The sequence below is a fragment of the Domibacillus enclensis genome (assembly GCF_900156125.1).
Lineage (GTDB): Bacteria > Bacillota > Bacilli > Bacillales > Domibacillaceae > Domibacillus > Domibacillus enclensis.
Map to the genome: position 1 here is coordinate 291,275 of NZ_FTLX01000002.1, position 21,462 is coordinate 312,736.

A 21,462-nucleotide genomic window follows, 5' to 3' on the forward strand; every position below is an offset into this window, starting at 1 on the left:
GACCCGTCATGCCACCAAAGGGGAAAATCCATGCCGGATTAAACTTTCAGGTTCAAGGACAGAGAAAAGGATTACACCTTTTCTCTGTCCTTTTTTCGTTTTCTTGAGGTATGGCGCATTTCCCGGATTTACGGCGCATTTCCCAGGATTACGGCGCAATTCCCCGAAATACGGCGCAATTCCCCGAAATACGGCGCAATTATCCCTTTTTTGCGCCATACACACAATAATTGCGCCAAACGAAAGCACGAATAAAAGGAGGGGTTAACATATGACGCTAAAGAAAACACCACTTTTTGAGGAGTATGAAAAACATGAAGCCAGGGTGATTGACTTCGGCGGCTGGGCGCTGCCGGTTCAGTTTTCTGGAATCATGGAGGAGCACGCGGCTGTCCGTACAAGCGCCGGGCTGTTCGATGTATCGCACATGGGAGAAGTGCTCGTGAAAGGGCCAGGGGCAGAGCGGTACCTCAATTATCTCGTCACAAATGATGTATCTGTTCTTGAAGAAGGGCAGGCGCTTTATACGGCGATGTGTGATGAAGCCGGCGGAACGGTGGATGATCTGCTCGTTTACAAAAAAGCAGGCGGCGAATGGATGCTGGTCATTAACGCGGCCAATATTGACAAGGATATTGCCTGGATGAAGGAGCATGCTGGAGGAGACGTAACGGTGGAGGACATCTCGGCGGAAACGGCTCTGTTAGCGGTGCAGGGTCCGCGGGCGGAGGAAATATTGCAAGCATTGACGGATAAAGACTTGTCTGCGATCCGGCCATTTCAATTTAAAGAGAATGCGGTCATTGGCGGTGTTGAAAACGTCCTCCTGTCCCGCACCGGCTACACGGGAGAGGATGGCTTTGAGTTGTACGTGCCGGCGAAGCAGGCGGTGGCTTTGTGGAGACGGCTTGCCGGAAAACCACTTGCGCTGTGCGGACTTGGGGCACGGGACACGCTTCGGCTAGAAGCAAGGCTTCCTTTATACGGCCAGGAGCTGACGAAGGACATCAGCCCGCTAGAAGCAGGAATTGGGTTCGCTGTGAAAACAGCAAAGGCGTCGCCATTTATCGGTCAGGGGGCGCTTCAACAGCAAAAGGAAACAGGGCTTGAACGGAAAACAGTCGGCATTGAGATGATCGGCCGCGGCATTCCGCGAACCGGCTACCGTATCCTGTCCGAGCTTGGTGAGCCGATCGGCGTCGTGACATCCGGGACGCATTCGCCGACGTTAAAAAAACCGATTGGCCTGGCGCTGATTGCGGCTGATTTTGCCGGGATCGGAACGACGTTTTTTGTCGATATTCGCGGCAAAAAAGCAGAAGCGGCAGTGGTGAAGGTACCATTCTACAAAAGGGAGCGGAAGCAATGACATCGACATTCAGATATTTGCCTGATACAACAGAAGATCAAAAGGACATGCTGGCTTTTTTAAACGTTTCGTCTGTAGATGATTTATTCTCAGATGTGCCGGAATCGATTCGTCTGGACGGGGAGCTTGCGATTCCGAACGCCCTGCCGGAGCCGGTGCTATGGAAGCAGATGCAGAAGATGGCTGGAAAAAATGTGAATGCCGGCGAGCTGCCGTTGTTTTTAGGGGCAGGCACGTACGACCATTACATTCCAAGTGTCGTCAACCATATGATTTCCCGCTCTGAATTTTATACAGCCTACACGCCGTACCAGCCGGAAATTTCACAGGGCGAGCTGCAGGCCATTTTTGAATTTCAAACGATGGTATGTGAGCTGACAGGAATGGATGTGGCTAATTCCTCGATGTACGACGGATTTACGGCACTTGCGGAAGCGGCCTCTCTCGCTGTCGCGCACACAAAACGCTCAAAGGTCGTTGTCTCAAAGGCGGTTCATCCAGAATCCCGCGCGATTTTAACAACGGTCGCAGCGGGCCCGGGCTATGCAGTGGAAGAAGCAAAGCTTACAGCGGATATAACGGATCTCGATTCATTAAAGGACCAAATTGATGACGACACAGCAGCGGTGATTGTGCAATACCCGAACTTTTTCGGCTCGATTGAAGATGTAAAAGAAATCAACGCGCTGGCGAAGGCGCATGGTGCTCTGCTCATTGTCAGCTCCAACCCGCTGTCACTTGGGCTGCTGCAGCCTCCGGGCAGGCTTGGCGCTGATATTGTCGTTGGCGATATGCAGCCGCTCGGCATTCCGATGGCGTTTGGCGGTCCGCACTGCGGCTACTTTGCGGTGACAAAGCCGTTAATGCGCAAGGTGCCGGGACGGATTGTCGGCCAGACGACGGATGCCGATGGGAAGCGGGGCTTTGTGCTGACGCTGCAGGCTCGTGAGCAGCACATCCGCCGTGACAAAGCGACCTCCAATATTTGCTCGAACCAGGCGTTAAATGCGCTTGCCTCTGCTGTTTGCATGACGGCTCTCGGCAAAACAGGGCTGCGATACATGGCCCGTTTGAATATGGAAAAAGCCGATTATGCGGCAAAGGCGTTTACACAAAAAGGCTTTTCTGTGATGAACGAGTCTCCGTTTTTTAACGAGTTCGCCGTTGAACTGCCTTGTGCCGTTGCGGACATACAGGAGCAGCTTATTGAAAAAGGCTTTATCGGCGGCTTTGATTTGCGTGTTGATTATGGGAAGCCGAATCACATGCTGGTTGCCGTCACTGAGCAGCGGACAAGGGAAGAGATTGATCAATTTATCGATGTATTGGAGGCGGTGACCGCATGATGAATTACAATGACCTGATTTTTGAAATCAGCCGTCCGGGGCGGATCGGCTGCAGCCTGCCGGAAAGTGATGTGCCAGCGGTGGATGTATCGAAAAAGCTTCCGGCGCATTTGATCCGTGATGAAGAGCCGGAGCTGCCGGAAGTGTCGGAGCTTCAGCTTGTTCGCCACTACACGGCCTTATCTAATAAAAATCACGGCGTCGATAACGGCTTTTATCCGCTCGGCTCCTGCACGATGAAATACAACCCGAAAATCAATGAAGATGTAGCCCGTCTCGACGGCTTCAGCCGTATTCATCCGTACCAGCCAGCCTCCACTGTGCAGGGCGCACTTGGGCTGCTGCATGAGCTTCAGGAGGATTTAGCGGTTATTACGGGAATGGATGCCGTTACTCTTCAGCCGTCTGCGGGGGCGCAGGGGGAATGGACCGGACTTATGCTCGTCAAGGCATACTTGGAGCAAAAGGGAGAAAAGCGGACGACGGTTCTCGTGCCGGATTCCGCTCACGGCACCAATCCGGCCAGCGCGACAGTAGCGGGCTTCCGTACGGTAACCGTGCCATCGAATGAACAGGGTCTTGTCGATGTAGACGAATTGAAAAAGCATGTGAACGAAGATACGGCCGCACTGATGCTGACGAATCCGAACACACTCGGTCTGTTTGAAAAGGACATTGTGGAAATTGCGAAGGTGATCCACGAAGCAGGCGGGCTTCTTTATTATGACGGCGCCAACGCCAATGCCATTTTGGGCAAAACGACACCGGGCAAAATGGGCTTTGATATTGTTCATTTGAATTTGCACAAAACCTTCACCACACCGCATGGCGGAGGAGGACCAGGAGCAGGGCCGGTCGGCGTGAACAAAAAATTAATTCCGTTTTTGCCGGTGCCCCGTGTAGTGGAAAAGAACGACCATTATGCGCTGAATGTGGATGAACCACTGTCTATTGGACGCGTGAAGGGCTATTATGGCAACTTCGGCATCCTCGTCCGTGCCTATACGTATATTCGCACGATGGGGCCGGACGGCTTGCGGCAGGTGTCAGAAAGTGCCGTGCTTCATGCGAATTATTTGCGCAAAAAGCTGGAGCCGTACTTTGTGTCTCCTTATGAGCAGGTGAGCAAGCATGAATTTGTCCTGTCAGGGTCCAAGCAGAAAAAGCTCGGTGTCCGAACGCTTGATATGGCCAAGCGGCTGCTTGATTTCGGCTACCATCCGCCGACCATTTACTTCCCGCTGAACGTGGAGGAGTGCTTGATGATTGAGCCGACTGAAACAGAATCCAAAGAAACACTGGATGCCTTCGCTGACGTCATGATTCAAATTGCACGTGAGGTGGAGGAAAATCCGGATATCGTGCTGAACGCGCCGCATACAACAGTGATCGGCCGTCTCGACGAAGTAAAAGCAGCCCGCAAGCCGGTGGTCCGTTACGAAAAAGAAACGATACAGACGTAATGAAGATCCGCTTAACAGATGCAGCCCGGCAGCAGCTGACCGGTTTCACCGTACCGGAGAATCGTGTGCTGAGAATCGATGCCGATATGAAAGGCGGCTGCGGCATCTCGGTTCATCTGTCGGTTGAAGCGGGAGAGCCGCGCCGTCATGATACGACGCTGGACTGCGGCGGCGGAATTGTTTTTCACATCGACCGGTTCACCGAGCGTTATCTAGATGAGGGAGCAGAGATCGATTGGACAAAAGAAAATGGATTTACGATCGGCAGTTCATTTGACTCGGGCTGTACGGTTTGACGGCGTTCCTGAAAAAGGAACGCTTTTTTTATTGCTAACGCTGATAAATGTGTCACTAACGCCGATATTTTCCCCTTAACGCTGATAAGTCTCTACCTAACGCCGGTATTTTATTATATCGGCGATAGCGGCCAAGATATCGGCGCTGTTTCAAAAATACCGGCGATAGCACACTGTAAATGTCTGTATCCATTTTCCTGTTTTTTCTTTTTTAGTGTTTGAAAACGGTTTCCTATGGATATAAATAATAAGGTTGTTATTTTTATGAAGGAAGGTGGCTTTACATGGGGGAAAGAGCGTTGCCGCTGCACATGTCTGTAGACTTAATTCGACCGGAGCAAAGCGCAGAAGAACTATATGGAAAAGGCTATGTGTATTCACCGAAGCTATATGCCCGCGACTACGAGCACTTTGGCGGAGATCTGCTCAGCCTGGAAGCATTAACGGGGCGTGAGCTTTGTGTCGCCGGTGAGATGCCGGTTATTTGCCATACGGGCGCGGTAACGCCTGGCGCTGTCCATTTGCTTGAAAAAGCGGGTCTCAGCATTCCATCCACTTTATATACGTATTCTTCTGATGAAGAGTATGTTTCTATTTTGCAAAAGCTATCGTTACAGGGAAAGAAAGTAATCTTTCAATATCCTCACCCTTCTGAAGATGCACCGGATTCCCTTTATTGGGTCGATCCATCCGTTATTGCGTACGTCAGCGACAAGCGCAGCATTCCTGCTCTTGTTCCGCCGGAGCATGTGCCTCCTCGGCGAATGGTTAGCATAGAAGAGCTGATCGCGGATACACCGCCGCTTCCGTTTATATTAAAAACGGGGGACGGGCGACCGACTTCTGGCGGCTGCGGTGTGCTGTTTATTGAGCGGACCGAGCAGCTTCATACGATTAGTGAAGATTTTGGCGATTTGTCGACCATTATTTTAGAAGAATATATTGAGTACGACCGGAACTTTGGCTTTCACTTTGCTGCTGACCAGCATGGGACTGTCAGCTTTTTAGGGAAATCAGAGCAGGTTGTGAATGATGATAATTGTTTTCGCGGAAGCTGGATCTCGACTAATGCGGAGCCGTTTGAAAGAGTCGTAGAAGCAGGATTCCAGGTGATGCAGAATATCGTCGCTGCTGGGTACGTGGGCACTGCCGGCTTTGACGTATTAATGAGAGGCAGCGACTTTTACTTTATTGATTTAAATGTCCGCTTTAATGCGTCCTCCTGCGGCCTGATGATTTACAAAAGTGTCGAGGACGTGTATAAAAAACCTGTCATTCGTTTGTCGTGCCTGGAGTGGGAAGGGGATTTTGGAGAGGGGCTGTCTGTCGTAGACGCGTACTTGAGCCAGAATCAGTTTATTCCGCTCAGCCTCCTTGACGCTTCATATGTGGCCCGAAAAACAGGACCTTCTAAAATAATAGGGCTAGTCATCGGTCATAGTGAAGAAGAGGTAGAGTCCATCTTGCTGTCTATGGAAAAAGATCGTTTAACCCAAAGAGAATAATCTTTCAAAGCTGCTCCGTATATGGGGGTAGCTTTTTTAATCTCAGAAAATTAAATTAATTTAGCGCTGTACATTATTCTCTGAATCTGGCATAATGCTAGTATATTACTATTAAATAGTATTCATCCATAATCGTTATTTTATGTCATATCGTATACGATAATGCAGACTCCATGATTGTACGAAAAGGCAAAGCTATTGAAAAGTAGTGACGTAAAGCTAGAGGGGCTACCGCTTGGATAAGCCATGCCAGCCAGCTGCCGAATACAAAGGCGCCGTACAATTTTATTCAGGAGGTTATCAAAATGCCGCTCTACACAATGAAGGAAGTATGGACACCGCTTCGCTGGTTCGGTGTTAAATTTTTCAAGGAGCTCGAGGACGGAAATTATTACGTAAAGGTAGGAAATAATCCAAGAAAAAAAGTAAGATAACGATTCAAAAAAAAAGGAAACCACGTAAATGTGTGTTTCCTTTTTTGTTTAGGAGGCAGAAACACGCAGGTGATCCTTGAGAAGGCCGGACAGCCGCTGCCGTTCCTGTTCGCTAATGATGTAATAGTAGATGCCCTCCATTGTTTGGTCTGTTCCTTGCATGGACAGAACATCAATTTGAAAGCGGGCGTTGCTGTAGTTGCGCTGTAAATGCAGAAAGCTTGTTGGCGTTAGGTTGGTTTCAACATTGTTGCGGATCACAGCCAGCAGGTCGTTTATATGCTCAAGCTGAACCGCTTCATCCAGCAGCGCCCTCATCACCTGCTGCTGCCTTTTTTGCCGCCCGAAATCTCCGTTGGGGTCTTCATAGCGCATCCGTACATACTTCAATCCTTCTTCACCTGTCAGCGTAATCGAGCCTTCAGGAAAAAACGACTCATCGGATTCAAATGCGAATTCATTTTGAACGGTGATTCCGCCAATTTCATCCACAAGCTGAATAAAGCCGTTCATGTTCACATTCACAAAGTAATCAATCGGAATATCGAGAAACTGTTCCACTGTTTTAACCGCAAGCGCGGTCCCGCCATAGCTGTACGCGTGATTGATTTTCGTTTTCGTTTCGGTATCGGCAATCTGAACCAATGTATCACGTGGAATGCTGAGCAGTTGAATGGATGTGTCAGAAACGGTCGCTACCACCATTGTATCGGTTCGGCCACGATCGCCTTTTCGTTGATCTGTTCCCATTAACAGCACACTAAATGCGTCCTTCTTTTTTAACGAAACGGCTTCGACCCGCTTTTCCGTCGGCGGCAGTGTGACCGAATTGAGCGTTCGTTCGGCTGTAAAAGCGACGGTCACGAGCAGGGTGGCCAGTATAAGCACGAAAAAAGAAACGGCTCGTTTCATGGCCGGCCCGCTTTTCTTTCCTGCAAAAAAGCACGGAACTGCAGAAAGTCGCTGGCACTCATATGAAGATCTTTTTCTCCTTCTTTGATTAAGTCATCCATTTTCATATTTAAAGCGCCGGACAGCTTATGCAGGATTGCTAATGATGGGTTCACAGCCGGATTGGTTTCAATCGTAAATAAATACGATTTGGAAATATTCGCTTGCTTCGCTAACTGGCTTAACGATAACCCCATTTTCACTCTCTGTTCTTTTATGCGAACGCCAATCATACCCTCTTCCCCCCTATTCTGTTCGATGTTATGTTCATTATAACGCACATAAAAGAGAATTAAAACGAATTTATTTCATTGTTTGTTCTTTATTTAGAATAAATAAGCCTATTTACCTATTAATTGCCTAATCTGTCCGTGGTATAATCACACCAGATTAGTTCTTTATAAAGAACGAAGAGGGGGTGATTCCCATCAACGTGTTATATATTGCACAAAAGCGTCCTCAATCGGAAGGAACCGATGATCAAAGGAGAGCCTATCAGCAAATAAAAGGCTTGTTAAAGCGGAATGATGCAGTTTATTGTCTTTATCAGGAAAATGGTTCGATCTTTTTAGTAGAAGGAGAAGAGCTCATTTGGAAGGGAAGAGGCTTTATTTACGAGCAGAAGGCCGGGCCCGCTTATTTTGCAAAAGTCAAAAGCTATCTATTCAAGCGGTATCCGTATCACGTATCAAAGCACACATTTCCGGAGATTAGAAGAATCGTAAAGCATATCCTGAAGGAAGTGCGATTTGATGTGATTCACATTCATTCGACGATGGTGCACAATTTTCCTGATATGGACCGCTGGATGGAGCCGGTTATTGTCGATTATTTGGGGGCCATTAGCGTAAGCTTGGAGCGCCGGTACAGGTGGACTCATCAATTTGTGGAAAAAACAGCGATCCGAGGGGAGCTGGGCCGTGTTCGAAAGCACGAATCCTTTTTAAAGGAATGCACGGTAAATGGATTGGTTTCGTCTCATGCGGCCCGTCGCGACCTGGCACCGGTCACGATCGACACCTTTTTTGTTGTTCCAAATTATGTAGAAGAATCTTTTTTTTCCTGCGACATCAAGAAACCGAAAAAACAAGCCATTATCTTCACGGGTCCGTTTAACCGCCCGGAATACGCAGATGCGGCCACTCGTCTTGTAAAGGACATCTTCCCCCTGTTAAAAGCTGTTTATCCGGAATTGCAATGCTGGCTGGGTGGCGCAAATGCACCCCCGGCGGTGAAAAAGCTGGCCGAGATGCAGGGAGTTGACCTGATAGAAGATCCTGAGGAAGTGGTGGAAAAAGTAAAAGAAGCGGCTGTTTACATTTGTCCAATCCGATTTGGTTTTGAGGAAAAAATACCTGTTTTAGAAGCAGCTGCGCTCGGCTGTCCGGTCATTATCAGTCAAACAGCAAATGAAAGCATCGGCTTTGCTCATGAAAAACATGCTATTTTGGCCGATTTGGATGCGCAGATTGTGGAGCGGACGATCGCCGTGCTGGAAAACAGAATTAAACGGCTGCTAATGGCGGGACAGGCTCGAATCCATGTGTACAAGCATTATTCCGAAAAGCATGTAATCAATCAGCTGGTTTATGCCTATCAGTGTGTGGAACGGACAATAGAAAATGAACAGATGGAACGATTGAATGGATAATCCTACATGAGCTGGAAGGATTATTTTAAAAAAATATTCCCAAAAGTCAGACAGCGTGCTACAATCTATCTACACGAATAACATTATATATGTGACAAGGGCAAACTTACTGAAAAGTAAGGACGCAAAGCAACAGATCCTAAAGTGGCATTCTGCTTGGATGGCTGTGCTGCCGAAGCGGGAGGAGAAGCTTTAATGGAAAAGCTTGGAGTTCGTACCGTTGAGCAGGAGTGGGTCAATCTCATGTCTGAGGCAAAGCAATTGGGCATATCTATTCAGGAAATTCGTGTTTTTTTATCATTAGCACAGCAGGAGGAGCGTAAAGAGGCTTGACACCATTAAAGCTCAAAAAGACATAGGTAAAGCAGCCGATCCGCATGGGAATCCGCTGCTTTTTTTGTATAGATTAAGAGAGTGTAGGAATAACATTTAAGACTGTTTGCTGGCGACGGGATTCCAAAAATGCCTTGAATTGTTCGGGTGATGTACCAGAGGCCATTGCTTCGTGCGCGACAGCCGTCCATTCCTCGTCGAGCGTGGAAAGATTGGTCTGAGCACCAGTTAAAAGGTCTTCTACTTCAACTTCAAGGCCGAAAGAGATTTTGGTTAAAAGCGGATCAGAAGGGTGCAGCTGGCCGTTTTGCTCTGCGGAGAAAAGAACGGTTTCAGAAATGCCAGAACGAACAGATAATTCGGTTAGAGACAGGTCCTTTTGTAAACGAAAAGCGAGAATTTTTTCACCGATAGCCATGTGTATCTCCTGCTTTCAGTAATAGATTTTCGTTTGAGTACGATTCCCCCGATGGAAATACGACAAAGGGTGTGATTGTTTTTAAATTTTACCATATGGAAATGGATATTGTCGAATAAAATTTCAATTTTCAGCATATTTAAATAGTAGATCTTTTCTTTCTTTTCCTGTATTGTATTCATTTGTTAATGTGTATACGAATCAAGAGTTGTTTTAAAGAGGTGTTTGATTGAAAAAAGGACTAACTGTTGCTGCGTTGCTCATGATCGGTGTGGTGATCTTTCGCTTTTCTTCTCAGACCTATGAGGAGCAGTCCCTTGTGCCGCTTTTGGAAAGTCTTCTGCCGGGAGAGCCGCTCGCCGGGTTGCTGGCACCAGTGGAAGTCTCCTACTGGGGGACGGCGATATCCATTGAAACAAAAGGCTATTACTATTTTATTGAATTTTTTATTCGGAAATTCGCCCACTTGTTTTTGTTCGGCTGTTTAGCGCTGGCCCTGTTCCGGGTGCTTATGCTTGCGGGACCGAAACGGATTTGGCCTGTTGCGCTGTTTGCTTTTGCGGGGGCCGGGCTGTACGCCATGATGGATGAATACCATCAGCTGCTGACAGGCGGCCGTACGCCGATGGTGGAGGATGTTTTGCTGGATATGGCAGGCGCGTTTATTGCGCTGGGCCTTTATGTGCCATTTTATAGTTGGCGAAAAAAAACACGGTCCTCAGATGCCTGAGCCGTGTTTTTCTTCGTATTCTGCGCGGATTGTATTGTAAAAGTGCGCGTAGGTCACGCTCATGTATGGAGCGATCCAGATAAAGCCGATGCCGATTGTCACAATGCCGAGCAGGATCCAGCCGATAAATGAAAGACCAAGCACAAAGGCCTCTCCTTTATGGCCATCCATCATTCTGCGCGATTTTGTAATCACTTGAAGAGGTGACAGGTCCGGGTCATCTCGTAAAATATAATACGTCATCATGTAGGAAAAGGATTTAATAATGCCGGGTACAATCAGAAGCAAAAACCAGAAAAATAAAAGCAGACCTTGAATTAGGGCGGTGAGAATGCTTTTGCCGAACATCGTTTTGTAAGGCTCAATCAAGTGGCCGAAGCTAACCTGTTTATCGCGTGATAAATCAACCCATGCCCACACGAGTCCGACTGACATCGGAAGAATCAAAATAGACAGGACGAAGATGATCGGGTCCTTCCAGGTAAACTCGTACTCCTCTGGCTGAATAATAACGTCCGGTCCGCTTGCTACAAGTATGGATACAACGAAAAGACCGATGGCAATAAGCCAGTTGCCGCGCAGCGATTCGCGCGCCTTTGCCCTTAATTTACTATAATACATATGAATTCCACCTTTCTCTTTTATATACGCACAGAGCAAGAAGAAGTTCCATTCTTTTTGAAAAAAAATCCACTATTGACCATTGTGAAAAATTGTCGTATCTTGGAATTTATGAATAAAATTAAAGGAGAATGTCTGTTGGAAAACCGCAATCTTGTTTATCCGAAAGAAACGATTTATTTTTTAATAAGCTGTGTTGTGAGTGCTGGATTGTATATCGCTTTGTTTTTTTCTCTTATCATGCTGCCTGTACTCATCGGCTTGTTTCTTTTGTCGCTTTGCTTCCACGCTATTATGATGGGGTCTATTCGGGGAAATGGTGTGAAGGTGAGTGAGAGCCAGTTCCCGGATGTCTATGAGCGAATCCAGTCATTATCGCTCGATATGCGTCTTAAAAAAGTGCCTGACGTCTTTATCGTTCAGTCGGAAGGCGCACTTAATGCGTTTGCGACACGTTTTTTTGGCCGGGATATGGTTGTTTTGTATTCCGAGGTGTTTGAACTGGCCAGACAGCAGGGGGACAGGGAGCTTGATTTTATTATCGCCCATGAGCTGGCACACATTAAACGCCGCCATATCTGGAAAAACTGGCTGACACTGCCCGCATCCTGGATTCCATTTTTAAGTGAAGCATATTCGCGTGCGGCGGAATATACGTGTGACCGGCACGCTGCACATTATGTAAATGACGGACAGGCAGCCAAGCGGGCACTGACGATGCTTGGGGCAGGCAAGGTGCTATACCGTGAAGTGAACGAAGAGGCGTACGTCCGCCAGATTGAACAGGAAACGAATGTGTTTGTATGGCTTTCTGAGAAATTGTCGACGCACCCGGTTCTGCCAAAGCGCATCCAGCATATCGGTCAATTTTTGCGGCTGCCGGATGCAACGGATTACCGGGCGCCAAAGAAAAAAGTACTGATCGGTGCGGCCGCTGCCGTGCTCGTTATCGGCTTACTCACTGCCGGCGCGATTTACGCTGTGTCGAAGCTTGACCCGGCTGCTTTTTTTGACGAGGCGATGATGGATGATCTTGGCGTCGGGGAGGTCGAGGGAGAAACAGCGCTTATGACGGCGGCAGCTGATGGGGATACTGACACAGTATCCGAACTTATCAGCGTTGGTGAAGATCTAGAAGCCGCTTCAAGTGAAGGGGAAACGGCTCTTCATTATGCAACGAACAATAGTCAGCTCGAAACAGCTGAAGTGCTTTTGCAGGCAGGTGCTGATCCGAATGCGGAGGATGCGTATTCCTTTACCCCGCTCTGGAATGCCTATTTATATGAGGATTATGACATGGCCCGTTTGCTGATGGAATACGGTGCCGATCCTGATTTAGAAGATGAATACGGAGATACGGTCCGCAGTACAGCGGAAGATGAGGGATCAGATGAATTTCTCATGATCTTAAACGAGGAGAAGCCGAATGACAGTCTTGTTAATTGATGCAGACGGCTGCCCGGTTGTCGATCTGGCTTGCCAGACAGCCCGGGAATTTGGGCTGCCGGTTGTTCTTTTATGCGATACGTCTCACGAAATGAGCCGGCCAGGTGCCGAAACTGTCATCGTCTCCAAAGGTGCTGACGCGGTCGACTTTGTGCTAGTGAACCGGGTGAAAAAAGGCGATGTCGTCATTACACAGGATTACGGACTCGCTGCGATGGTCCTGGCCCGCCAGGCGTATGCGATCGATCAAAACGGGCGGGAATATACAAGTGAAAATATTGATCAGCTGCTGCTCAGCCGGCATACAGCGAAGAAGATTCGAAACGCAGGAGGCCGCTTAAAGGGCCCTTCCAAAAGACGTCCTGAAGACAACGAGCAGTTTGCCGTTCAATTAAGCGACTTGCTCACCCGTATTACTGGAAAATGAAAAAAAGGCAGCTTCCATGAGAAGCCGCCTTTTTTGTTGCTGCTGGACATTATGAACCGTCTTCGGATTGTTTTTTCCACTTTTGAAATTCCAAAAATTCTCGGAATTGTTCTTTGCTGATTCCGGACTCCATCGCTTCCTTCGCCAGATGAACCCACTCGTCGTCAACGGGCTCAAGCGGGGCATCCGATTCAGAGATCAGCGTCTCCACTGACACATCCAATACGGCGGCAATTTTGGTCAGAAATTGAATGGAAGGATTCATTTGCAGGTCGCGTTCTACGGAAGAAAGGTATGATTTGGCTACTGATGCACGCGAGGCCAGTTCGGTTAATGACAGCTTTTTTTCTTTACGGTATTTTTGTATACGTTCTCCAATCGACATCCGATCACCCTTCTCTTGTTATCCTCTATAAATAGTATCAAAGAATTTGCTTTAATTATACAGAGGAGCGTGAAAAAGGGTAAAATTTAGTATTTTTTTGATGAGAAATGTTGAAAGCGGCAGAAGAGGATTTTTAACCCAGTAAAAGACCGCCGCGATTCCTAGCTTGCGGCGGCTGCGACCTTTCGTTTATATACCATTTTCGACAGGGATACACTAATTTCATAAAGCAAAATGAGCGGAATGATGACGAGCACATCCGACAAAAAGTCAGGCGGGGTAATTAAGATCGACACGACGATCAGCGCAAAATAAGCAAACTTGCGCATCTTTTGCAGGTTATACGGATTCAAAATACCAAGGCTTGTTAAAAACATCATCACGATCGGCATTTCAAACAGCACGCCAAACGGCAATGTCATATGAAGCAAAAATTTGAAATATTTTTCGGTTGTAAAAAACGTCGCAAACATGTTACCGGAAAGCGACATTAAAAACGACAAAACAATCGGGAACAGGACAAAATAACCGAATGACAGCCCGCCGATAAATAAAAAGAACAGCGCGGGGATATAGGTAAGGGTCACCTTCCGTTCTGCAGGAGACAAAGCAGGTCGGACGAACAGCCACGTTTGGTGAGCCGCGACGGGGATCGTGGCCGAACCGGCGACAACGACGGCAATCAGGACATACACCATAATGATATCGCTCGGGCCGAGCAGCGCCAGCTTAAACGGCAAGTCTTTCACAATGTAATGGTAAATATCCTGCACGAACGTAAAGGATACGATAAAAAAAACAAGAAAGGCAGCGACCGTGATGATGAGCCGCTTCCGCAGTTCCTCAAGGTGCTCCAGTGCTTTCATGTTTTGCTCTTCCATAGGGCCACCTCCAATGAAAAAAGCTGTCCCTGCCGGCCGCAGGGAACAGTTTTTTTGTTCTTGTTATTAAACGATCGTTTTTTCTTTTTTCTTTTCCGGTTTTTCTTCATCATCATCAGATACAAGATCGCGAGTCGACTTTTTAAATTCCTTCAGCGTCGAGCCGAATGCGCGGCCGATTTCAGGAAGCTTGGATGGACCGAAAATAATCAATGCGATGACCAGAATTAAAATCAACCCTGGCACGCCAATGTTTTGCAGCATGGAAAAACCTCCTTAGTATTTAAAGCCTGTAATCGCGACAACAGATGGACGCGGCTGGTTATCGCCTTTGCGGTGCGGCCACATGCTCGTCGGGTTGTTTTGATCTTCTGTTTCTTCTCCTGGATGCTGGACAGCTAAAAACAGCGTTGTTTCATCATCGGTAAAGCAAGGGCCCGTCAGCTCTGCTTCAATCGGTGCAGAAGCAAACTGGTACGCTTCGCCCATTGCATCTCCGCTTGTTGGAATGACAAACACACCGTTATTCTGGAAGGTTTCGAAAATGCCTTTTCCAACCGAGCTGGACGAAATATCCGTGACGGTCCAAAGGTTGCCGTCGCTGTCGAACGTAATGTTATCCGGTGCGCTGAACCCGCTTTGGCGGCCGCCGCAGGCAAAGATTTCAAAGTCAAATGTCAGTGAGCCGAGATCATCCTTGTCCTCTAAAAAGCGGGTAATGTGACCGTGCATGTTGCCGTGCTTCGCATTATTTGTGTGCGCGATAAAAATAGATTTATCAAACGGACTGATTTCCACATCCTCCGGGCGGTCTGTCGGTGTTGCCCCAAGCAGTACAGCGGCATCATGTGCATGAACGAGAACATCTGCCTGCGTTTGGAATTTCGCCAGCAGCTCATCCTTGTCCTTTGCGGCTGCACGGACAGCTTCAATCGTGAGTGCAACCCATGTGCCTTTTGCCATATTCGCTGCATACAGCGTGCCTTCTTCCAACAAGTCTGAATTGGCTTGCTTGCGGGACTTCACATACTTGTTTTTGCTGATGAATTTGTAGACGCAGGCATCTTGCTTGTCATCGCCCATGTAAACAGCGAGGCGGCCGTCATTTGTGAGGCCCATTGCCGAGTTTTCATGATGAAAGCGGCCGAGTGCTGTATGCTTGCGCGGCGCAAAATTTTTATCAAATGGATCGACTTCGACAATCCAGCCGTAATGCGTTTCATTAAGAGAAGCTGCTTCCGATGTGGATTCATAATTTTCCTCTGCCGAAAGAACCGTATTCCAGAGTGTTTTTCCGCCGGAGCAGTTCGCGAATGTTCCTTGAACGATGTCCACACCGCCGACTGCCTTTGAACCGCGTGCAGGACCTGTTAAACGGAATGGCGTTAAGCCGGTAACGCGGCGTGCATACCGTGAGGAAGTATCCATTTTCCATACGCCGTCTTCATCTTGATAGATTTCAATGATCGAACCGCCTTGATTGTAAAGAAGCTTTTGAATTTGAGAAGCTGAATAGCGGCCGTTCACAGGAGCCCCGGTTACCCAGAGATCGCTCGTATATTCATGGTTGACCCAGAGAAGTCCGCGCTGATTCGAGCCGTCGATCGGGAAAAACATCGTGAAATCGTTATTGTAGCCAAATGTATCACCGGATTTGTTAATGATATCTCCGTAAGCGGCTACGACATCATATTTATATCCACGCGGCAAAACGAGCTCGTCTTTTCCAGATGGCTGAATCGGCTTAAAGTTCAAGCCGGACACTTTTTTCTTCATGCCGAATAAATGAGAAGCGGCTTTTGTTCCGGCTGCCTGTGTTTTTGGGGCAAATGAGCTTAACCCTGCGGATGCTACCGTTAATGCTGTTACCCCTGTACCGACATACGTTAAAAACTTTCTTCTGTTTAAATCTTGTGACATGACTGGACCCACCTTTTATGTATTTTTTAAAACGCCCAATTGCTATAGTAGAAAATAAATGTAAAGAAGAGTCGCTCAAATTGTGTGAATTATGTAAAAGAATATGAAGATCATTAAAATAATTGAAACTTTTTTTACAATTATTACGTAAAAATAAACAAAGAGGTGAACGAGTGATGAAAGTGTTTATTGGTTCAGTCGTTGTACTGCTGATCATCGGAGTGGGAATTTGGCTGATGCTGTCACCTTCTTTTAAGAAAGTGGGGGAGACGGCAAGCAAGGTAAAGGAACAATTTAAGGAGGAAGAAAATGGAGACAATAACACCGAAAAAGAAAAACAAAGGAATGAATAAAAAGGTCGTCGGGGGTTCGCTTGTAGCAGTTGCACTTATTTTAGGTTTAGCCCTTTTATCGATGTTTATTGAAAAAATTCCGAATGGCTATGTTGGGGTTGTGTACAGCCCGAATGGCGGCGTTCAAGATGAAACACTTGGACAGGGATGGCACCTTGTCGGATTATTCGACAAAGTGACGGTTTATCCTGTCCGTATGCAAACAGTGAACTACAAGGACATTCAAGTGGCGACATCTGACGGCAAAAGCGTCACCGTTGATTTTGCCTACAACTATAGCATCCAGCCAGATAAAGTGGTCGATGTATTCAACCAGTTCGGTCCGATTGAAGTGGAGCAGATAGAAGATTCCTATTTGCGCACAAGGCTGTGGGATGCCGGACGAAAAGGCATTGCTAAATATTCCGTTATTGATACGTACGGGGAAAAATCCTCTGAAGCGGCTGTAAACGTTCAAACGCTTTTTGCGGAGGACATTCAGGATCTCGGCTTTGTCGTGGATAACATGACGCTTGGTGTGCCAAAGCCGGATGAGTCAACGCAGGCAGCTATCGATAAGCGTGTTGAAGCGGCCCAAGAGCTCGAGCGAAAGCAAATTGAACTGAAAATTGCAGAAGCAGAAGCTCAAAAACAAAAGATCGAAGCGCAAGGGATTGCGGATTACAATGAAATCATTAAAGCATCCATTTCCCCGGAAGTCATTCAAAATAAATGGATTGAAAAGTGGGACGGTGTGATGCCGAAAGCAACCGGCTCGGAACAGCTGATTTCCATCCCGCTTGACGAAACAGCGCCAGCGGCTTCAGGTCAATAAAGTAGGATAAGAGCTTAGGTTAGAAGGTTTTGAATAGCAGAAAAAGTCGAACGATCGCCTCGTTCGGCTTTTTTTTGATCTTCATGATGGTGAAACCTTTAGTGAACGCGCTTGTGCCAACACAGAAAGGGCGGCTTCTGCAGGACTGCGCGTTCCTGGGGGCGGGCGGTGAGCTAACTTTCGCCGCTAACGCGTCAAAAGTTGATCTCACCTGACCCGCTGATCCCCAAGGAGTCTTCGTCCTGCGCCAGCCGCCCTCAGTGGGGAGGAAAAGCCTTTGGCAAAATCTAAAAAGAAGCAGGATAACGGAAGATAACAAACCATTCTGCTCCTCATTGTCATGTCTCGGCTGCTTTTTTTCTGAAAATTGTTCGTGGTTTTTAGTGCTTGTTATGGTAAAATTAGCTAAGAAAAAGAAGAATAGCGCAGGGGGAGAAAAAATGAAAAAATGGTTACTGCCCATTATGGCACTTTTTTTGGCCGCTGGTATGATGGTGCCTGCCGGTGCAAAAGCAGAGATGGCCTTTTTTACGAAATCGGCTGTCACGCATGCAGATGGTACGACAGCACAGCCTTATGCATTGAACGAAAAGATGACGCTTTTATTGGACTGGACGTATGCAGGTGAAGAACCCGCTGTTTACACAGTGCCAGATATTTTCACTGTGACGAGTGCTGAAATCGAGCTTCAGACAGCTGAAGGGAAAAAGGCTGGAACAGTGAAGACGGATGCAGCAGCTAATACGGTGACGATTCTGGTCGAACAAGCCCAATCCGGAAACAAAGGAACGATTGCTGTTCCCGTCACATTCAATAAAGAAAAAGTCACTAAAGCTGGAACATACAGCGCTGTATTTCCAACGGGTGAAACGGCATCGCTTACTGTAACAGAAGCAGCCGCCGGCGCGATTAAACTTGTGGCGCTTGAAAAAGACACGAAAACAAAGCTTGCCGGCTCTACGTTTACTGTTGTCAATGACCTCGGCAAGGTCGTAGGGTTATTGACGACAAACAGTGCCGGAGAAGCGACGGTTCCGAATCTTGAATTCGGTACGTACACGATTACTCAAACGACCGCACCAGATGGCTACGCTGTACCGGCAGATCCATGGAAGGTCGATTTGAATGCGGTACTTGTAACAAAGGAAATTGTGCATGAAAAAGCAACCGGCTTAACAGGCGGTTTAACGGTCTCGGCTGTTGAAAAAGGAACAGACACACCGATTGAAGGGGCCGAGTTTGAATTAAAAACAGCGAACGGCTTGTTTTCTAAAAAAATCGTGACCGATTCAAAAGGAAAAGCGTCGTTAACTGGCCTTGCCTACGGGACGTATACCTTAACACAGCTGAAAACAACGGAAAAGTATGTTCTTCCGTTAGAAAGCTGGACAATTACGGTCGGACGGCAGACCCCGATTGAACAAAAGATCGAAAATACACTTGAAAATCCATATGGTGCGTTGACTGTCGAGTTAACAGATGCTTCGTCAGATAAAGCGTTGCAAGGCGCGGAATATTCTCTTTTTGACGAAGAGGACAAGCTCGTTTCAAAGGTTGTCACAAATGATAAAGGAATTGCCTCTTTTCCAAACCTGGCAGCGGGTTCCTATGAGCTGGAAGAAACAGGTGCGCCGGACGGGTACACACGCTCCACAGGAAAAAAAGCAGTGACCATTAAAAGCGGGGAAACGGTGGAGCTGGAGCTTGAAAAAACAAAAGCAACGTCAACATCCTCAGTGGATTCTGACGGGTCAGGCACGACTAAATCAGCCAGCGGCACTTTACCGCAAACGGGTGATGCATCTAATATGATGTATATGCTTGGCGGCGTTTTGCTGGCAGCAGGCGGTCTTCTTCTTGTGAGAAAAGGGAAACGTGCGTGAAACGAAGGCAAGTGATTGGCGTTTGTTTGATCATCGTTGCGATTGTCCTTATCAGTGCGCCATTCTTAAAGTATGAGCTGCTCGAAGCCAACTCGAAAAAGCTGGCAGCGGAAACGTTAACGCCCGAGAAAATTCGCGAAAACAACGAGAAGCCGGCGGAATTTGATATGGAAGCCATCGAACCGCCGTCGGTGCTCGATAGTGTAGTGCAGGAGGCCGAGCCCGATCAGGCCGCCGTTGTGGGTCAAATCAGGATTCCATCAGTAAGTCTGGATTTGCCAATTTTAAAGGGAACGACAAATGAGCATTTAATGGCCGGTGCCACCACGATGCGGGAAAACCAGTGGATGGGCGTCGGCAACTATCCGCTCGCCGGACATCATATGAAAAGGGATGACCTGTTATTCAGCCCTGTTCTCCACGTGAAAAAAGGCGACTTGATTCACGTGACGGATTTAACCTATGAATATACGTATGAAGCAACCGGAACAGAAGTCGTTCACGAAAGCCGTACGGACGTGATGGATAATACGATTGAGCCGAGGATTACACTCGTCACCTGCTTTGATTCAAGTGATCGTGAAAAACGATTTATAGTGTATGGCAACCTGTTGAAAACAACAGAATATAAAAAATAGACGCCCGGTGATGGGGCGTCTATTTTTTGTGCCGGCTGCTATATATTGTCGTTATCGCTGATAAACAGGGAGCGAACGCCGGTATATGGCCAGCATCGCCGATAAGGAGCAAGCGAACGCCGATATATTCAAATACCGGCGTTAGCCAATAAAATATCAGCGGTTTATCCATTTTATCGGCGTTAGCTAAGGGGAAATCTAAAGCTCAGCCGCCAGAACGATATCGCCGAGAGGCTGCTCGCTTGTGGCTGTTGGTTCGAGTGTGACAGCAATCATTTGCCAGTTGTCATCAGACGGCATTGTGTAGGACACGGCACCGCGGCCGCTTTCATCCGTGTTGAAGGTGCCGGCTCTCACTTTGTCGCCCGCTTCGTTAATCAGCCAGACTTGATAGGCTTCTGTGCCGGTCGGGACCTGCAGCTGATTGGCCTGAAGGATCACCGAGGAGTGTCCGTTTTCCTGCACCATCGACGCTTGCGCCTGTCCGTTAAAGCCTTCGGTGGCAGCGAGCTGCACGCTGCCGGCAAGGGTAGCAGGCTCTTCCCTCGCGACTTGCTGATCAGTCTCTTCTTTTTGGGCTAACAGGTATACATTCGCGCCTGCAGATAGTAAAAGAGAGGCGGCCAACAGCGGCTGAAGCCATTGCCGTGCCGGTTTCCTCGGCGCAGGGGCCGGGGCTGTTTTCTCGACTGCTGTTACAGGCTCTTCAGCAAAGACAGCCGATAAGACACGCTCTTTCATTCCGTCGTTTGGTTCAGCCGGTTCAGCGGCGAATGGCAGGTCAGCTGTCAAGAGGCGCAGTTCTTCCAGCTCTTCACGGCAATCCGTACATTCGGCTAAATGCTTTTCAAAAGCGGCTCGGTCTTTATCATTCAGTGTTCCATTAAAGTAATCAATCAATGCCTCGCACTTCACCGTCTACGCCCCCTTTCCCTGTTGATAAATGCCCTTTTAAATGCTTTAATGCCAGGCGTATTCGTCCTTTTACGGTGCCGAGCGGTATATTTCGTTCTTCAGCGATGGCACGCTGGGATAAGCCTTTAAAATAAAATAATTCGATCATTTCCCGCTGTTCTTCAGCGAGCTGTGCAATCGCATGTCGCAATACGGTTCCTTCTTCCTTCCATTGAACGAGATCCTCAACGGCCGGTTCGTTGCTTTTAAGTGAATCGCGCTCATCCAGTGCTTCTGTCTGCTCGTTTTTACGCCGCATCGAATCAATGCTGGCGTTGCGCGTGACCGTTAAAAGCCAGGAGGAAAACTTTCCTTTTGACCGGTCGTACAAATTCGGCTTCGTCCAGATTTTCATAAAAACGTCCTGAACAATTTCCTCTGACAAGTCGCGCCTTCCGGTCATGCGAAGCGCGAACGAAAATAACAGCTTTTCATACCGTTCATACAGCGTTTCCAGCGCCTGTTTATCGGCGGCTTGGATACGCTCATACAGTTCAAAGTCCTGTTCGCTCATACAAGGCTCCTTTTTTATCCAACTACCTAGCTAACGATTGAAAATGGCGTTCGGATCATGGTTTCATTCTATTTTAAACGATTTTCCAAAGAAAGTATTGCGTTTTGAAAAAATAACTGTATTATTTATA

At 47.6% G+C, this 21,462-nt stretch carries 25 protein-coding genes and 2 riboswitches; of the genes, 15 read left to right on the forward strand and 10 right to left on the reverse strand.

Translation table 11 applies throughout. The annotated features are described in order from the left end of the window. The first annotated feature begins 271 nt into the window (after window positions 1-271). The 6 genes from gcvT to BW952_RS19785 all read left to right on the forward strand — a co-directional run bounded on the left by gcvT (window position 272) and on the right by BW952_RS19785 (window position 6,413). Entirely contained in the window at window positions 272-1,369 is a 1,098-nt protein-coding gene (gcvT, locus tag BW952_RS05295; protein ID WP_045849085.1) for a glycine cleavage system aminomethyltransferase GcvT, read from the forward strand. Next, window positions 1,366-2,715 (forward strand): aminomethyl-transferring glycine dehydrogenase subunit GcvPA, encoded by a 1,350-nt coding sequence (gene gcvPA, locus BW952_RS05300; protein WP_045849084.1) that lies wholly within the window; start codon window positions 1,366-1,368, stop codon window positions 2,713-2,715. The genes gcvT and gcvPA overlap by 4 nt, the downstream gene beginning before the upstream one ends. Continuing rightward, entirely contained in the window at window positions 2,712-4,178 is a 1,467-nt protein-coding gene (gene gcvPB / locus BW952_RS05305) for an aminomethyl-transferring glycine dehydrogenase subunit GcvPB (RefSeq protein WP_045849083.1), read from the forward strand. Before gcvPA ends, gcvPB begins: the two co-directional genes overlap by 4 nt. After that, window positions 4,178-4,474, forward strand: a complete 297-nt coding sequence (locus tag BW952_RS05310; protein WP_045849082.1) for an iron-sulfur cluster biosynthesis family protein — start codon at window positions 4,178-4,180, stop codon at window positions 4,472-4,474. The genes gcvPB and BW952_RS05310 overlap by 1 nt, the downstream gene beginning before the upstream one ends. A 284-nt stretch (window positions 4,475-4,758) precedes the next feature. Further along, the gene (locus tag BW952_RS05315) at window positions 4,759-5,979 is read left to right on the forward strand and encodes an ATP-grasp domain-containing protein (RefSeq protein WP_045849081.1); all 1,221 of its coding nucleotides are present in this window, start codon (window positions 4,759-4,761) and stop codon (window positions 5,977-5,979) included. 178 nt (window positions 5,980-6,157) lie between these two features. Further along, window positions 6,158-6,244: riboswitch (cyclic di-GMP riboswitch) on the forward strand. A gap of 40 nt (window positions 6,245-6,284) precedes the next feature. Further along, a complete protein-coding gene (locus tag BW952_RS19785) occupies window positions 6,285-6,413 on the forward strand; it encodes a hypothetical protein (protein ID WP_269430713.1) in 129 nt (42 codons plus the stop codon). A 48-nt stretch (window positions 6,414-6,461) separates the two neighbouring features. Here the strand turns inward: BW952_RS19785 and BW952_RS05320 are convergent, their stop codons facing one another. Together BW952_RS05320 and BW952_RS05325 are read right to left on the reverse strand one after the other, a co-directional pair. After that, window positions 6,462-7,325, reverse strand: coding sequence for an LCP family glycopolymer transferase (locus tag BW952_RS05320; RefSeq protein ID WP_045849080.1), 864 nt, complete (start codon window positions 7,323-7,325; stop codon window positions 6,462-6,464). Further along, on the reverse strand, window positions 7,322-7,597 hold the full coding sequence (locus tag BW952_RS05325; protein WP_045849079.1) for a helix-turn-helix domain-containing protein: 276 nt from the start codon (window positions 7,595-7,597) through the stop codon (window positions 7,322-7,324). The genes BW952_RS05320 and BW952_RS05325 overlap by 4 nt, the downstream gene beginning before the upstream one ends. A gap of 200 nt (window positions 7,598-7,797) precedes the next feature. Here BW952_RS05325 and BW952_RS05330 point away from each other — a divergent pair, with 200 nt between their 5' ends. Both BW952_RS05330 and sinI read left to right on the forward strand, forming a co-directional pair. Next, on the forward strand, window positions 7,798-9,015 hold the full coding sequence (locus tag BW952_RS05330; RefSeq protein ID WP_045849078.1) for a glycosyltransferase family 4 protein: 1,218 nt from the start codon (window positions 7,798-7,800) through the stop codon (window positions 9,013-9,015). Between the two features lie 89 nt (window positions 9,016-9,104). Then, a riboswitch (cyclic di-GMP riboswitch) is annotated at window positions 9,105-9,192 on the forward strand. Window positions 9,193-9,210: 18 nt separating this feature from the next. Next, window positions 9,211-9,348 carry a DNA-binding anti-repressor SinI gene (gene sinI, locus BW952_RS19140; protein ID WP_082084507.1) on the forward strand — a complete coding sequence of 46 codons (138 nt, stop codon included), beginning with the start codon at window positions 9,211-9,213 and terminating at the stop codon, window positions 9,346-9,348. Window positions 9,349-9,421: 73 nt separating this feature from the next. Here the strand turns inward: sinI and BW952_RS05340 are convergent, their stop codons facing one another. Continuing rightward, complete coding sequence (locus BW952_RS05340; protein ID WP_045849077.1) at window positions 9,422-9,766, reverse strand: helix-turn-helix domain-containing protein; 345 nt, start codon at window positions 9,764-9,766, stop codon at window positions 9,422-9,424. 229 nt (window positions 9,767-9,995) lie between these two features. Here BW952_RS05340 and BW952_RS05345 point away from each other — a divergent pair, with 229 nt between their 5' ends. Continuing rightward, entirely contained in the window at window positions 9,996-10,496 is a 501-nt protein-coding gene (locus tag BW952_RS05345) for a VanZ family protein (protein ID WP_231581247.1), read from the forward strand. On the opposite strand, the gene BW952_RS05350 is transcribed toward BW952_RS05345, so the two are convergent. Beyond that, window positions 10,485-11,117 carry a DUF975 family protein gene (locus BW952_RS05350; protein ID WP_045849076.1) on the reverse strand — a complete coding sequence of 211 codons (633 nt, stop codon included), beginning with the start codon at window positions 11,115-11,117 and terminating at the stop codon, window positions 10,485-10,487. The two genes, BW952_RS05345 and BW952_RS05350, sit on opposite strands and share 12 nt — an antisense overlap. 138 nt (window positions 11,118-11,255) lie before the next feature. On the opposite strand from BW952_RS05350, the gene BW952_RS05355 reads away from it, so the two are divergent. Continuing rightward, complete coding sequence (locus BW952_RS05355) at window positions 11,256-12,563, forward strand: M48 family metallopeptidase (RefSeq protein ID WP_231581245.1); 1,308 nt, start codon at window positions 11,256-11,258, stop codon at window positions 12,561-12,563. Beyond that, the gene (locus tag BW952_RS05360) at window positions 12,544-12,990 is read left to right on the forward strand and encodes a YaiI/YqxD family protein (RefSeq protein ID WP_045849075.1); all 447 of its coding nucleotides are present in this window, start codon (window positions 12,544-12,546) and stop codon (window positions 12,988-12,990) included. The genes BW952_RS05355 and BW952_RS05360 overlap by 20 nt, the downstream gene beginning before the upstream one ends. 49 nt (window positions 12,991-13,039) lie before the next feature. Here the strand turns inward: BW952_RS05360 and BW952_RS05365 are convergent, their stop codons facing one another. From BW952_RS05365 to BW952_RS05380, 4 genes are all read right to left on the reverse strand, one after another. Next, window positions 13,040-13,375, reverse strand: coding sequence for a helix-turn-helix domain-containing protein (locus BW952_RS05365; RefSeq protein WP_045849074.1), 336 nt, complete (start codon window positions 13,373-13,375; stop codon window positions 13,040-13,042). 161 nt (window positions 13,376-13,536) lie between these two features. Continuing rightward, the gene (gene tatC / locus BW952_RS05370) at window positions 13,537-14,256 is read right to left on the reverse strand and encodes a twin-arginine translocase subunit TatC (protein ID WP_045849073.1); all 720 of its coding nucleotides are present in this window, start codon (window positions 14,254-14,256) and stop codon (window positions 13,537-13,539) included. A gap of 66 nt (window positions 14,257-14,322) precedes the next feature. Continuing rightward, entirely contained in the window at window positions 14,323-14,520 is a 198-nt protein-coding gene (tatA, locus tag BW952_RS05375) for a twin-arginine translocase TatA/TatE family subunit (protein ID WP_045849072.1), read from the reverse strand. A 12-nt stretch (window positions 14,521-14,532) separates the two neighbouring features. Continuing rightward, window positions 14,533-16,176: a PhoX family protein gene (locus tag BW952_RS05380; RefSeq protein WP_045849071.1), complete on the reverse strand. Its 1,644-nt coding sequence runs from the start codon at window positions 16,174-16,176 to the stop codon at window positions 14,533-14,535. A 173-nt stretch (window positions 16,177-16,349) separates the two neighbouring features. On the opposite strand from BW952_RS05380, the gene BW952_RS19220 reads away from it, so the two are divergent. The 4 genes from BW952_RS19220 (at window position 16,350) to BW952_RS05400 (ending at window position 19,864) form a co-directional block, all read left to right on the forward strand. After that, a complete protein-coding gene (locus BW952_RS19220; RefSeq protein WP_139325418.1) occupies window positions 16,350-16,529 on the forward strand; it encodes a hypothetical protein in 180 nt (59 codons plus the stop codon). Continuing rightward, on the forward strand, window positions 16,486-17,343 hold the full coding sequence (locus BW952_RS05385) for a prohibitin family protein (protein ID WP_045849070.1): 858 nt from the start codon (window positions 16,486-16,488) through the stop codon (window positions 17,341-17,343). The genes BW952_RS19220 and BW952_RS05385 overlap by 44 nt, the downstream gene beginning before the upstream one ends. A 440-nt stretch (window positions 17,344-17,783) precedes the next feature. Continuing rightward, complete coding sequence (locus tag BW952_RS05395; protein ID WP_076496209.1) at window positions 17,784-19,226, forward strand: MSCRAMM family protein; 1,443 nt, start codon at window positions 17,784-17,786, stop codon at window positions 19,224-19,226. Further along, entirely contained in the window at window positions 19,223-19,864 is a 642-nt protein-coding gene (locus BW952_RS05400) for a class A sortase (RefSeq protein ID WP_045849067.1), read from the forward strand. The genes BW952_RS05395 and BW952_RS05400 overlap by 4 nt, the downstream gene beginning before the upstream one ends. Window positions 19,865-20,062: 198 nt before the next feature. Here the strand turns inward: BW952_RS05400 and BW952_RS05405 are convergent, their stop codons facing one another. Both BW952_RS05405 and BW952_RS05410 read right to left on the reverse strand, forming a co-directional pair. After that, window positions 20,063-20,779: an anti-sigma factor gene (locus BW952_RS05405; protein WP_045849066.1), complete on the reverse strand. Its 717-nt coding sequence runs from the start codon at window positions 20,777-20,779 to the stop codon at window positions 20,063-20,065. Further along, window positions 20,757-21,332 (reverse strand): RNA polymerase sigma factor, encoded by a 576-nt coding sequence (locus BW952_RS05410; RefSeq protein ID WP_045849065.1) that lies wholly within the window; start codon window positions 21,330-21,332, stop codon window positions 20,757-20,759. The genes BW952_RS05405 and BW952_RS05410 overlap by 23 nt, the downstream gene beginning before the upstream one ends. Between the last annotated feature and the right edge of the window lie 130 nt (window positions 21,333-21,462).

What these genes read in the sequence shown, in the direction of transcription:
- gcvT (WP_045849085.1), top strand. Translation starts at nt 272, where the DNA reads ATGACGCTAAAGAAAACACCACTTTTTGAGGAGTATGAAAAACATGAA.
- gcvPA (WP_045849084.1), top strand. Translation starts at nt 1,366, where the DNA reads ATGACATCGACATTCAGATATTTGCCTGATACAACAGAAGATCAAAAG.
- gcvPB (WP_045849083.1), top strand. Translation starts at nt 2,712, where the DNA reads ATGATGAATTACAATGACCTGATTTTTGAAATCAGCCGTCCGGGGCGG.
- BW952_RS05310 (WP_045849082.1), top strand. Translation starts at nt 4,178, where the DNA reads ATGAAGATCCGCTTAACAGATGCAGCCCGGCAGCAGCTGACCGGTTTC.
- BW952_RS05315 (WP_045849081.1), top strand. Translation starts at nt 4,759, where the DNA reads ATGGGGGAAAGAGCGTTGCCGCTGCACATGTCTGTAGACTTAATTCGA.
- BW952_RS19785 (WP_269430713.1), top strand. Translation starts at nt 6,285, where the DNA reads ATGCCGCTCTACACAATGAAGGAAGTATGGACACCGCTTCGCTGGTTC.
- BW952_RS05320 (WP_045849080.1), bottom strand. Translation starts at nt 7,325, where the DNA reads ATGAAACGAGCCGTTTCTTTTTTCGTGCTTATACTGGCCACCCTGCTC.
- BW952_RS05325 (WP_045849079.1), bottom strand. Translation starts at nt 7,597, where the DNA reads ATGATTGGCGTTCGCATAAAAGAACAGAGAGTGAAAATGGGGTTATCG.
- sinI (WP_082084507.1), top strand. Translation starts at nt 9,211, where the DNA reads ATGGAAAAGCTTGGAGTTCGTACCGTTGAGCAGGAGTGGGTCAATCTC.
- BW952_RS05340 (WP_045849077.1), bottom strand. Translation starts at nt 9,766, where the DNA reads ATGGCTATCGGTGAAAAAATTCTCGCTTTTCGTTTACAAAAGGACCTG.
- BW952_RS05350 (WP_045849076.1), bottom strand. Translation starts at nt 11,117, where the DNA reads ATGTATTATAGTAAATTAAGGGCAAAGGCGCGCGAATCGCTGCGCGGC.
- BW952_RS05360 (WP_045849075.1), top strand. Translation starts at nt 12,544, where the DNA reads ATGACAGTCTTGTTAATTGATGCAGACGGCTGCCCGGTTGTCGATCTG.
- BW952_RS05365 (WP_045849074.1), bottom strand. Translation starts at nt 13,375, where the DNA reads ATGTCGATTGGAGAACGTATACAAAAATACCGTAAAGAAAAAAAGCTG.
- tatC (WP_045849073.1), bottom strand. Translation starts at nt 14,256, where the DNA reads ATGGAAGAGCAAAACATGAAAGCACTGGAGCACCTTGAGGAACTGCGG.
- tatA (WP_045849072.1), bottom strand. Translation starts at nt 14,520, where the DNA reads ATGCTGCAAAACATTGGCGTGCCAGGGTTGATTTTAATTCTGGTCATC.
- BW952_RS05380 (WP_045849071.1), bottom strand. Translation starts at nt 16,176, where the DNA reads ATGTCACAAGATTTAAACAGAAGAAAGTTTTTAACGTATGTCGGTACA.
- BW952_RS05385 (WP_045849070.1), top strand. Translation starts at nt 16,486, where the DNA reads ATGGAGACAATAACACCGAAAAAGAAAAACAAAGGAATGAATAAAAAG.
- BW952_RS05395 (WP_076496209.1), top strand. Translation starts at nt 17,784, where the DNA reads ATGAAAAAATGGTTACTGCCCATTATGGCACTTTTTTTGGCCGCTGGT.
- BW952_RS05410 (WP_045849065.1), bottom strand. Translation starts at nt 21,332, where the DNA reads ATGAGCGAACAGGACTTTGAACTGTATGAGCGTATCCAAGCCGCCGAT.